The 12529-nt window shown below is 56.2% G+C and carries 9 protein-coding genes; all 9 read right to left on the bottom strand.

Annotated elements, in window-relative coordinates; genetic code table 11:
- Positions 1-18 precede the first annotated feature (18 nt).
- On the bottom strand, positions 19-1077 hold the full coding sequence (rfbB, locus tag SCU88_RS16855) for a dTDP-glucose 4,6-dehydratase (RefSeq protein WP_175341101.1): 1059 nt from the start codon (positions 1075-1077) through the stop codon (positions 19-21).
- A 429-nt stretch (positions 1078-1506) separates the two neighbouring features.
- Positions 1507-2403, bottom strand: a complete 897-nt coding sequence (gene galF, locus SCU88_RS16860) for a UTP--glucose-1-phosphate uridylyltransferase GalF (RefSeq protein WP_175341102.1) — start codon at positions 2401-2403, stop codon at positions 1507-1509.
- Between the two features lie 179 nt (positions 2404-2582).
- Positions 2583-4016, bottom strand: a complete 1434-nt coding sequence (gene wcaM / locus SCU88_RS16865) for a colanic acid biosynthesis protein WcaM (RefSeq protein WP_175341103.1) — start codon at positions 4014-4016, stop codon at positions 2583-2585.
- Between the two features lie 25 nt (positions 4017-4041).
- Positions 4042-5262, bottom strand: coding sequence for a colanic acid biosynthesis glycosyltransferase WcaL (gene wcaL, locus SCU88_RS16870; protein ID WP_175341104.1), 1221 nt, complete (start codon positions 5260-5262; stop codon positions 4042-4044).
- Positions 5259-6539, bottom strand: coding sequence for a colanic acid biosynthesis pyruvyl transferase WcaK (gene wcaK / locus SCU88_RS16875; protein ID WP_175341105.1), 1281 nt, complete (start codon positions 6537-6539; stop codon positions 5259-5261). Before wcaK ends, wcaL begins: the two co-directional genes overlap by 4 nt.
- Positions 6540-6642: 103 nt before the next feature.
- Positions 6643-8136: an MOP flippase family protein gene (locus tag SCU88_RS16880; protein ID WP_175341106.1), complete on the bottom strand. Its 1494-nt coding sequence runs from the start codon at positions 8134-8136 to the stop codon at positions 6643-6645.
- A 9-nt stretch (positions 8137-8145) separates the two neighbouring features.
- Entirely contained in the window at positions 8146-9540 is a 1395-nt protein-coding gene (gene wcaJ / locus SCU88_RS16885) for an undecaprenyl-phosphate glucose phosphotransferase (RefSeq protein ID WP_138098289.1), read from the bottom strand.
- Positions 9541-9616: 76 nt separating this feature from the next.
- Entirely contained in the window at positions 9617-10999 is a 1383-nt protein-coding gene (gene cpsG / locus SCU88_RS16890; protein WP_138098291.1) for a colanic acid biosynthesis phosphomannomutase CpsG, read from the bottom strand.
- Positions 11000-11092: 93 nt separating this feature from the next.
- Positions 11093-12529, bottom strand: coding sequence for a mannose-1-phosphate guanyltransferase (cpsB, locus tag SCU88_RS16895; RefSeq protein ID WP_431810032.1), 1437 nt, complete (start codon positions 12527-12529; stop codon positions 11093-11095).

Consider the following 12529-nt stretch of genomic DNA (forward strand, 5'->3'; position numbering starts at 1 on the left):
CACAAAATTGATATAAATTCACTCGAATCTGTACGAGCCATCTTGTACTCGTTCACACCACGTCAAATTTACTAAATACCACTGTACTGTCTTACGAATTCCACTCTCAAAGGTTTCCTGTGGTTTCCACCCCAGTTCCTTACCGATCTTAGCAGCATCAATCGCATAGCGACGATCGTGACCAGGTCTGTCAACAACATAAGAGATCTGCTCACGATAAGAGACTTCTTTCGGTACTATTTCATCAAGCAGATCGCAGATAGTCTGGACCACTTCAATGTTTTTCTTCTCGTTATGTCCGCCGATATTATAGGTCTCGCCAATCTGTCCTTTGGTAACCACGGTATACAATGCACGAGCATGGTCTTCCACATACAGCCAGTCACGAATCTGATCGCCCTTACCGTAGATCGGCAACGGTTTACCGTCCAGAGCATTAAGGATCACCAGGGGAATCAGCTTCTCCGGGAAATGATATGGACCATAGTTATTTGAACAATTGGTCACGATTGTTGGTAATCCATAAGTACGTAACCACGCCCGAACCAGATGGTCACTAGAGGCCTTCGATGCTGAATAGGGACTACTTGGCGCGTAAGCGGTCGTTTCGGTGAACAGCGGTAGCGCCCCCTCCTCTTGCCACTCATCCGGATGCGGGAGGTCACCATACACTTCATCGGTGGAAATATGATGGAAACGAAAAGCAGACTTACGGGCTTCATCCAGTGACGACCAGTAAGCACGAGCGGCTTCCAGCAACGTGTAGGTCCCAACAATATTGGTTTCAATAAAATCGGCAGGGCCAGAGATAGAGCGATCCACATGGCTCTCTGCGGCCAGATGCATCACAGCATCTGGCCTGTGCTGTGCAAAAATGCGTTCCATCGCCGCTTTATCACAAATGTCTGCCTGCTCGAAGCAATAACGCTCGCTGTCTGCTACGGCCAAGAGAGATTCCAGGTTACCTGCATAGGTTAATTTATCAACGTTAACCACTTCATCCAGTGTGTCCTTAATAATATGCCGGACTACGGCAGATCCAATAAACCCCGCACCGCCGGTAACAAGAATCTTCACAATTAATCTCTCTTAGCTCAGAACGTATTAAAGAAGGGAAACGAATAAAACAGTGAGGTAATTACCTGTCAGATAATATTCACTCTTAGATATAATTTAACGACTTACTTTAACGAAGAGACAAGCTACCGCCCCTGGCTCTACAGCTACCAGTACACTGACGGCATATGTCCGCCGCGGCATTGCACGAAATAACAGCAATGCCCCTGATTTTCCAGCTGCTAACCTGTCGCACATAACTGACAGGATAACGGCAATATCAAACGCTTTGATTAACACATCCTCTCAGCAACCTGTACTCAGATCCAAGATGTTTTAATCAGAAAATTTCCTTGATTTACAAAGCAAAAACGGCAGTCCGGGCCGGTGGTTAACCAGCGCCTGAGACTGCCGTTAATGGGTCATCACTGCCACCGCACGCGGTGACGGTTACTCGGCCAGTAACTTCTCAATGCCTTCACGGAACTTCCGGCCTTCTTTATTGTTGCGCAGTCCATACTGCACAAACGCCTGCATATAGCCCATCTTCTTACCACAGTCGTAGCTGTCGCCCGTCATCAGCATCGCCTCTACCGGCTGCTTTTTATTCAGCGCGGCGATGGCGTCGGTAAGCTGGATACGGCCCCAGGCGCCCGCTTCGGTGCGCTCCAGTTCGGCCCAGATATCGGCGGAAAGCACGTAACGGCCAACGGCCATCAGGTCAGAGTTCAGGGTCTGGGGTTCGTCGGGTTTTTCGATAAACTCAACGATGCGGCTGAGATCGGCTTCATTTTCCAGCGGCTGAACGGTTGTGATCACCGAATATTCAGCAAGATCGCCATTCGACATCCGTTTGGCCAGGACCTGGCTGCGGCCATACTCCTGGAAGCGAGCCACCATGGCGGCCAGATTGTAGCGCAGCGGATCGGCGCTGGCGTCGTCCAGTACGATATCCGGCAGCACCACCACGAAGGGGTTATCGCCCACGGCCGGGCGCGCGCAAAGAATGGAGTGGCCCAGCCCCAGCGGCTCTGCCTGGCGTACGTTCATAATGGTGACGCCTGGCGGGCAAATGTTCTGCACCTCGGCCAGCAACTGGCGCTTAACGCGCTGTTCCAGCAGCGACTCCAGCTCATAGGAGGTATCGAAGTGGTTTTCGACCGCGTTCTTGGAAGAGTGGGTAACCAGAACGATCTCTTTGATACCGGCAGCGACAATCTCATCGACAATGTACTGAATCATCGGCTTATCGACGATAGGCAGCATCTCTTTTGGAATCGCCTTAGTCGCGGGCAGCATATGCATACCCAGCCCGGCTACCGGAATAACCGCTTTCAAATTAACCATTTTCAGTCCCACCTTTAAATAGTTGATGAATTATAATCTTTTCACACACTGATGCCAGCGTGTTTTCGTAATCGTGGTATATGGATCAATTCTATCGCTGGTTATCCGGTATAAGAAATAGCAAAAATCCGCTTATCCCCCTGACAAACCTAAGATTCTTCGCAAATTGATTGTTTCGATTACTTCTTCGCCACCTGCGGTACCGCGAAATTCAGTTTACCGGTGTTAACCTTTTGATGGTCGATATGGTCAATGTCTACCGAGCTCTGGCCATCTTCGTTTACCGCGTCGATATTAGCCATAGACAGTAGCGTATCTTTTTTAGCCATAAACTGGCCGCGCACGTCTTTACGCAGGTCGAAATTCAGCTCCAGCGCCGGTCCATCCTCTTTGGGTTGGACGATACTGATATTGCGCATAAACAGGTGCTGGGGCTTGTTATGCACCCGTAGCGATGCGTGTTTCAGGTTGATATTGGTCAGGGAGACAAAAGAGATCGGGTTACCGCAGGAGATATCCATACCGCGCAGCTTCCACGGCAGGTCGCGTTTGCTGTTATCCATGGTGATATCGTTAATGCGGAAGTTCTGCGGGATGGCGACATACTTACCGCGTTTGGTGCCGTAGCCAACCAGTATTCCCGCGCTGTTGACCATATCCACATTATCAACGGTAAAGTTATCGCAGGCGTAGAGCGCCACGGTGGCGTTGTCGAGCCCCGCCTTGCGGCTGAAGGCCGGTGTGATGTTCTCCGCCTTGATGTTACGGATGGTGAAGTGCTTGCCACACTCCACATGCACCAGCTGGCGGCAGTTACGACCGCGGATATTGGCCACCACAAAGTTCTTTACGCTGGTCTCTTCCGGGTAGCGGTTGTCGTAGGTTTTACCCGCCAGACCGATACCGATGCCCCAGTGAATTTTGCCGTTAGTACAGTTGATATCTTCGATCACATGGTCAGAGATGCGGATATTGCTGTCGTGGGGCGCCACGTTCCACTCTATGGCATCCCCCTGCAGCTGCTTGAACAGGCAGTTGGTGATACGCACGCCGTGCAGCTGGTTACGCGCCCCCTGGCGCAGGATGGCATAGTTGGCGTTATGGACGTGAAGTTTATCGATCGTCAGATTTTCTATCATCGGCGCCTGCTTATGCTTGCCGCCAATGTAGATCTGCGCCACCGGCCCGTGGCCGCTCATATCCAGATTGCGAATTTCGCAGTTCGAGCCGCGCACATCCAGGCAGAGATTGTGCATCCGCCCCTTCCCTTCGCCAACAATCTTACAGTCGTCCCGCAATATAAAGCGCCCGCGGCCATTGCCTTTTATGGCACCGGCAATCTTCAGGGTTTTGCCTTCCGGCATAAAGATGCGCGCATTCACCTTTTTGCAGTTGACGTTTGCCGGAACCACCACCACATCGCCTTCCCGGAAGGCCTGTTTAAAGGCAGCTGGCCAGTCGCCCTGGTAGTAATCATTGACGTTGACTTCGGCGTTACGCCCCACGGCCCGCGCTACCGGGGAGTTGAACAGCGGCGCTGCCGCCAGTACCGAACCGGTCAGCAGCAGCTTACGGCGGGTAAGGGAAAAGCGGGGATTATCTTTAGGGTGCATAAATCCTCATAACATCGGCGTGGGTTTACAGCGTCTGCAGCAGGCCTGCCAGCTCGCGATAAATGCGCTGCTGGTTAAATTCGTTTTCGACTTTTTCCCGGGCGCGCTTAAGCATGGCGCCCAGCTCCTGCTGTTCCACATCGGCGAACTGCGCTAACCGGTCGGCCAGGGCGCTGGCGTCATACTCCGGTACCAGCCAGCCGGAACGATTGGCGTCAATCAGCTCCGGAATACCGCTGTGCAGCGTGGAAACCACCGGAATCCCTACCGCCATGGCCTCCATCAGCGCCACGGGAATACCTTCCATATCGCCATCGGCGCCGGTTACCGAAGGCAGCAGGAACAGATCGGCTTCGTCGAGCATCGCCTTCACTTCGTGATTGGGCTTAAAGCCCGGCATCACCACATACTCTTCCAACTGGAACTGTTCAATCATGGTGCGCAACCGGCGCTCCCAGGGGCCGATGCCCAGGATATGGTAGCGGAAATCAACGCCGCGCTCGCGTAACAGGCGGCAGGCCTCAATGGCCACATGCAGCCCTTTTTTCTCGGTCAGGCGCGCCACCGAAATCATCTTCAGCGGCTGACCCGGAGCCTTCAGGGGGCGCAGGCTGAATTTCTCCATATTCACCCCCATGCGCGATACCGCGATCTTCTCCGCCGGGCAGCCCATCTGCTGCAGGCGGCTGGCCCACAACCGGCTTATAGGCAGCATCAGGTCGCCGCGATTAAACAGTTGCTGATACTCAGGGGTGTAGTGATTCAACACATCGCGGTGCGACACATCAACCCCATGGAATACGGTGGCGATTTTGCCGCGCAGCAGCCCGAGCTCCCGCAGCTTGGCAGCGGTGACCCCCGCCGGTCCGAAGTGGGCGATAAAGACATCGGCGCTCAGGGGCGACGGCTGGCGGCCACAGATGGCGGAAAGAATCATATTGCGCGACTCGTCGCCATAGCGACCGAAGTTCAGCGCCCGCCAGGTTTGCAGGCGCCCGGCGCCGCGCAGGGTGTTCATCGCCCGGCTCTTCAGTTTAGCCAGCTTGCCGTTGGGTTCATCCAGCAGCCAGGTGGTTTTTTCTCCCAGCTGATAGTAGTCGAATACCGCATGGGTATTGGTCATATCGCCCTTGTGAATGGCGACAATTTCCACCTCGTAACCCATATCGATAAACGCGGCTATCTGGTTCAGTACGAAGGTTTCCGACGCTACCGGGAATCTCAGCAGGAAGAAACTAACCTTCATTTCGCCCCCCGGATACGTTCCAGTACCGAGGCCACCATCTTCATACCGTCCTCGCGCTCGCGCTCCACGGCACGTGCCAGCTTGTCGTTAATGGCGGGCAACTGACCGAGGGTGTCGGACACCATGCCCTGCAGGGAGCCATCCAGCAGGTGACGGATATCCACCGCCATCTCAGGCATCCCCAACTGCTGCATAATCCCGGCGGACTTGTGCTCGTAGTTAAGCGCGATGGCTGGCGTATTAAAGTTCATCGAGATAATGGCAGAGTGCAGTCGGGTGCCAACAGTCAGGTCGCAGGCGCCCAGAATTTTGCCCATTTCCAGGTCGTTGAGCTCATCCATCACCACGTGGAAGCGTTCCGGGCGGTCGACCAGTTGTGTGAGCTTCAGGGCCACCATCCGGTCATCCTTGTTATAGCTGTCGATGCCGGTACAGGTGGAAAGCGCCAGCACCTGGTAACCCTGTTCGATGATTCGATTCACCACACCGGCGAACGCCTGCTCATAGGCCTGCTGAGTGGTGCCCAGCCGCTTGTCGAAGGGCGACAGTTCGCGCAGAGTAATCGCAACGGTCTTGTCGCCCCGGGCTTTGTCCAGCCAGTGCTGTACCGCGTAGCTGGCCACAAAATCTTCGTCGTGATGAGCCACCAGCCAGGCGGTATCCACCCCCTGTTCCACTTTACGGGTGTCGATCTGGCTTTTTTCCATCAGATCCAGACTGACCCGCTCGCGCAGAATCAGGGCTTCGCAGCGGCCGAACACGTAGTTCGCCAGTTGGTTAAACTGCGGGTCCTGGAACGGGCCGACGCTGTGGCCCACCATAAACACTGGCTTGTTGGCCATAAAGCTGCACAGCGCGTGTTCAAACTGCGGCGCGCCGTAGAGATCGACAAAGAACGAACCGCCCACCTGAATAATGGCGTCATACTGTGTGAGTTGCGCCGTGAAGTTGGTAAAACCTTCCGGCAGAGAGATATTGCGCAGGCGCCCGCTTTCGGTCACTTTCGCCAGTAGCACCTGGTGCTGATAGCGGCGGCGCAGCACCTTTTTTACCCGGCCCACTAAGCCTGCGGCGTTATTAAGGCGGCGGCGCTGTTCAAACAGCGGATCGCCCAGTACTTTCTGGCCCAGCAGCCAGGTTGAGCTGGTTGGGAAGCGGCTCATCACATCAATCTCCGCTTCGGGAGCAAGCTGGTTCATCGCGTCAATCAGGCCACGCAAAATGGCGCCATCACCGCGGTTGCCGCAGGTGTGGTTGCCCAGAATCAATATTTTCATTCTCTGACCTCTAAACAGGTTCTTCAACTGATGCCCTCACCCCAACCCTCTCCCAAAGGGAGAGGGAGTTGGTCGGCGTAAACTTGTAACAACAATCGTCCCCTCAGGGCTTTTCTCCCTCTCCCCCCTGGGGAGAGGGGCGGGGTGAGGGGAAAAAGGGCAGATGCCGCTTAAGCTCCACCACCAGCGGATGGCGCGACAATATCAGCGCAGCGCCAAAGGCCAGCCCGCCCGCGATAATCTGCAGCGCCAGCAGCGCGCCCAACGCCATCTGCCCCTTCAGCGCCAGACCCAGCCCGTAGCTGACGACCAGCGTCGGAATCGACAGCCGGAACGGCAGCCATATGCTGAGGATGTAATCGCGATAGCTGGAGCCCAGCACCGGCTTAATCATCACGAAGTAGCTCAGGATGGTGTTGATCACCTGCACCGTCAGGAAGCCCAGGGTGACGCCGAGCGCCCCGCCAAATTTGCCGCCCAGGATAATCGCCGGAATAAACAGGAAGATTTTGAACACGTTGAACTTAAAGCTGATATCCACCCGCGCCTTGGCCATTAGCAGCGAGCCGATGGGATTACCGATAGCGCGCAGCAGCCCCACCACGCACAGCAGCTGCAGGATCGGGATAATAAAATTCCACTTTTCGCCAAACACCAGCGGTACGAAGTTATTCGAGACCACCATCAGCCCCAGCAGCGCCGGGAAGTTAATAATCCCCACCAGCGACAGCAGCTTAAAAAAGTTGACCCGCAGCTTATCGATATCGTCCTGAATCTTGGCGAAGGCCGGGAACAGCACCCGGGTAATGATGGGGTTCAGCTTCATTGGCGGTACCACCGCCACGTTCCACGCCAGTTGATAGCCACCGGCGACTGCGGCGCCCAGAATACGCGCCAGTACCAGGGTCGACAGGTTGGTATTGATGTAGTTGATGATACTGTCGGCGGTCAGCCAGGCACCGAAGCGCAGGTTGGAAGAGACCGACGAAATCGCGAAGCGAAAGCCCGGGCGGTAGATCTTACGACCAAACCAGCCGAACAGCGCGGTACGCACTGCGGTGTTGACCAGATAACCGAGGATGGCGGTCAGCGCCAGCGGCCAGAAGTGGGCGCTGATAACCGTAAAGCAGAAGCCAAACAGCACCGACAGGGTTTCGATAGCGCCTATCTTGTTAAACTCCAGCTCTTTCTGCATCAGGGCCCGGAACTGCTGGCCGTGGGGGATCAGCACAAAGGCGAAGGAGAGCGTCTTAATCAGCAATGCCAGATCCGGGTTATGCAGCATGGCGGCAATAAAGTCGCTCAGCAGAAAGACGCTGATAAACACCACAATACCCAGCCCAACGTTCAGCCAGTAGAGCGTGGTCAGCTCGAGATTGCCAATCTCCTTACGCTGAATAATCGAGTTGGCAATCCCGAAGTCGGAAAGGGTATCCGCCAGGGCGATGATCACCAGCGACACCGTCAACAGACCGAACTGATGGTTGTCGATAATCCGCGCCAGTATCGTCATTTGCACCAGCCCCAGACCGATGATAATCACCGTGGAGATGGCGGACCACTTGGCGCCGCTGATGGTTTTTTCTCTGAGACTCACAGGCACCCCTTAATAGGCCGCTTTATTCACAAAGCCTTTAAAAATGGTCAGGAACACAATCTTGATATCGAACCAGAGGCTCCATTCACGGATGTACTCCAGGTCATACTCAACCCGCTTTTCCATTTTCTCCAGGGTGTCAGTTTCGCCGCGCCAGCCGTTGATCTGCGCCCAGCCGGTAATGCCCGGTTTCACCTTATGGCGCAGCATGTAGCCTTCGATCAGGGAACGATACTGCTCATTGTGGGCCACCGCGTGGGGCCGCGGCCCGACGATGGACATACCGCCCATAAAGACATTGATAAACTGCGGCAGCTCATCGAGCGAGGTACGGCGCAGGAAGTTGCCCACCCGGGTCACGCGCGGATCGCCTTTCGTGGCCTGCGTCACAACGGCGTCGTTTTCCATCACCCGCATCGAGCGGAACTTCCACACCTTAATGGCTCTGCCATCCATCCCGTAGCGGGTCTGGCGGAAGATAATCGGGCCGGGAGAGCTCAGCTTGACCGCCAGCGCAATGGCGCACAGCACCGGCGAGATCAGCAGCAGAATCAGCGACGACAGCACGATATCTTCGATCCGCTTGATGATGCGGTTGACTCCATTGAGCGGAGTATCAAACAGCGGCACCACCGGCACCCCATTCACCTCGTCGGTACGGGAATGCAGGATATTGAAGGTAAAGACGTCGGGGATCAGCATCACCGAGCAGGTGGTATCGCTCAGGGAGCGCACCAGCTTACGGATGTGAACCTCATCTTTCATCGCCATGGCGATATAGACGTTGTGGATCTTGCCAGCCCGGGCGTCTTCTACCAGCTGGTCGAAGTTGCCTGCCCAGGAGGGCGGTACGCCGCCGGGATGCGGATCGTGATACACCCCCATCACCTCGAAGCCAAGCCACGGCTCGTTGCGGAAGCTTTCCATCAGTTCGGCGCCCACCGGCAGCGTGCCGGCAATCGCCACCCGACGGGTGTTGTAACCGTGGTTGCGCATCCATCCCGCCCCATAGCGAATGCAGGAGCGGCACACTACCAGACCGGTGCTGGACAGCAGATACCAGCTAAGCCAGATACCGAAGCTGGCTTTAAAGTCATCGTTAAAGGCCAGCAGTCCGGCGCTGAATACCAGACTCAGGGTCCAGTTCTGTAGCAGCATCAGCAGTTCTGTCGAGATCCGCACTCCGCGCCACGAGCGGTAAAAGTCGGTGATCCCGCCAATCATCTGGAACACCACCAGAGTCATCAGGGCCATCAGCAGGTAGACATAAAAGAAGGGTAGCGCGTTGATCCGGCAGACCAGCCACAAGCCGACAAACATAATGCTGATGTCGGAAAACCGCTGCACCATAGAAATTAACGATGCATTGGTCTTAGATCGCTCACGCTTTTTTAGAGTCGTCATCGTTGTTCCTGTATTTTGCCTTACGCGGCAGTTAACGACCTCTTCCCGGCCCTCCCCCTGGAGGGCCGGGGGGAAACTATCGCAGCTCCGGGCCATTCAGTAACGCCACGATCTCTTCAGTACGGGCCGCCATCAGTGCACGATCGGCACGGGACTCCACGTTCAGACGCACCACCGGTTCAGTGTTGGAGCTACGCAGGTTAAAGCGCCAGTCGCCGAAGGCCATGCTCAGCCCGTCGGTGTAGTCCACTTCCTGAGCTTCATCGATAAAGCGCTGTTTTACCCGCTCGATGGAAGCCGCAGGATCCGCCAGTTTGCTGTTGATTTCGCCGCTGGCCGGGAAGGCCGCAATGCGTTCTTCAACCAGTGAACCCAGGGTCTTACCCTTCAGGCACAGCAGTTCCGTCACCAGCAGCCACGGGATCATGCCGCTGTCGCAGTAAGCGAAGTCGCGGAAGTAGTGATGGGCGCTCATCTCGCCGCCGTAAATGGCGTCTTCGGCGCGCATCCGCTCCTTAATAAAGGCGTGGCCGGTTTTCGACATCACGGGTACTCCGCCTGCGCCGGTCACCACATCTTCGGTGTTCCAGCAAAGACGCGGATCGTGAATGATCTTCGCCCCCTGCTCTTTTTCCAGGAAGGCTTCCGCCAGCAGGCCGACAATGTAGTAGCCTTCAATAAACTGCCCTTTTTCATCGAACAGGAAGCAGCGGTCGAAGTCGCCGTCAAAGGCGATCCCCATATCAGCGCCGTGTTCAATCACCGCATTGCTGGTATCTGCCCGGCATTCCGGCAACAGCGGGTTGGGGATACCGTTCGGGAAGTTACCGTCCGGCGTGTTGTGCACCTTAATAAAGGAGACCGGCAGATTCAGCGCCTTAAAGCGTGCTTCGATAGCATCCACCACCGGGCCCGCCGCGCCGTTACCGGAGTTAATCACCAGTTTCAGCGGCTTCAGGTTAGCGGTATTGATGTAAGAGAACAGATGATCGATATAGGCGTCGCGCAGGTCGAGCTGCTTATAGCTGCCGCGGCGTGATTCGTCGACCGGCGGGAAGTCGTTAGCTTCCGCCAGGCGCTGGACATCGCGCAGGCCGGTGTCACCGCTTATAGGACGAGCACCCTTGCGCACCAGTTTCATGCCGTTGTAATCCATCGGGTTATGGCTGGCGGTCACTTCAATGCCGCCGTCCACGCCCAGATGGAAAGTGGCGAAGTAGATCTCTTCGGTGCCGGAAAGACCGATATCCAGCACATCCACCCCGGCGTCCTGCAGCCCTTTCGCCAGCGCCAGCTTCAACGCCTCGCTTGTCAGGCGCACGTCGCCCCCCAGCACAATGGTCTGCGGTTTCAGGTACTCGCCATAGGCGCGGCCAATGCGCCAGGCGATATCCTCGTTCAGTTCATCCCCAAGTCGGCCACGAATGTCGTAGGCTTTAAAGCAGGTTAGTTTGGTCATCGTTATTTTCCCTTATTCTGGCAACACCCACCCGCTCTCCCGGGCCTGGGAGAGCATGCAGGCGATTTTTATTGGGGTCCCCGGCCTGGGGCGTCAGACGCGTCCGTAGCGATCCTGGAATCGCACGATGTCATCCTCTTCCAGGTAAGCGCCGGAGCGTACTTCAATCAGTTCCAGTGGAATCTTGCCGGGGTTTTCCAGACAGTGGGTCGCCCCCAGCGGGATATAGATGGACTCGTTTTCGCCCAGCAGGCTGACTTTATCGTCGATGGTGACCTGCGCGGTCCCCGCCACCACAATCCAGTGTTCGGCGCGATGATGGTGCATCTGTAGCGACAGCCCTTCTCCCGGCTTCACGGTGATTCTTTTCACCTGATAACGCTGACCGGCGTCGATGGAGTCATATTTGCCCCAGGGGCGATAGACTTCGCGGTGAATATGATGCTCATGACGGCCGTCGGCCTTAATGCGCTCCACCACTTTTTTCACGTCCTGCACCTGATGGCGGTCGGCAATCAGCACCGCGTCCCGGGTCTGTACCACGACCAGATCCTTCACGCCCACGGTGGTGACCAGGCCGGATTCGGCGTAAACGTAGCTGTTTTCCGAACCATGGCTTATCACATCGCCGTGGTGAACGTTGCCCTCTTCGCTGCGCTGGCTGATTTCCCACAGTGAGGACCAGGAGCCAACATCGCTCCAGCCTGCGTCCATCGGCACCACTACCGCATCGGCGGTCTTTTCCATCACCGCATAGTCGATGGACTCATCCGGGCAGGCGAGGAACGCTTTTTCATCCACCCGCACGAAGTCGAGATCGGGATCGCAACCGGCCATCGCCTGTTCGCAGGCTTGCATAATATCGGGGCGATACTTCGCCAGCTCTTCCAGATAACGACCGGCGCGGAACAGGAACATGCCGCTGTTCCAGTAGTATTCGCCGCAGGAGACATAGCCTTCGGCGGTAGCCAGGTCCGGTTTTTCCACGAACTGCGCCACGTCAAAGGCCAGGGCGTCAGCCTCCCGATCGCACACTTCACCGCGGCGAATGTAGCCGTAGCCGGTTTCCGGTTGATTCGGCACAATGCCGAAGGTCACCAGCTTGCCGCTTTCGGCAAACGGCATCGCTTCCACCACCGCATTGCGGAAGGCCGCTTCGTTGTCAATCATGTGGTCGGCGGCCAGCACCAGCATCAGCGGGTCCTGATCCGGGCTGCTGCGGCGCGCCGCCAGCGCCGCCAGGGCGATGGCCGGAGCGGTATTGCGCCCGGCGGGCTCCAGAATAATGTTTTCGGTCAGCTTATTTAGCTGACGCAGCTGTTCGGCGACGATAAAACGATGTTGCTCGTTGCAGATAACTACCGGGCTTTCACAGGCCACGCCGTTCAGGCGGTTGATAGTGGCCTGCAGCATGGTGAGTTCACCCTTCAGGCACAGGAACTGTTTGGGATAGAGCACCCGGGAAAGGGGCCAGAGACGGCTACCAGAGCCCCCCGCCATGATCACCGGATAGAGTTGTGACTGACTCAT

This window comes from Jejuibacter sp. L23 (assembly GCF_050815825.1).
GTDB classification, from domain to species: domain Bacteria; phylum Pseudomonadota; class Gammaproteobacteria; order Enterobacterales; family Enterobacteriaceae; genus Jejubacter; species Jejubacter calystegiae.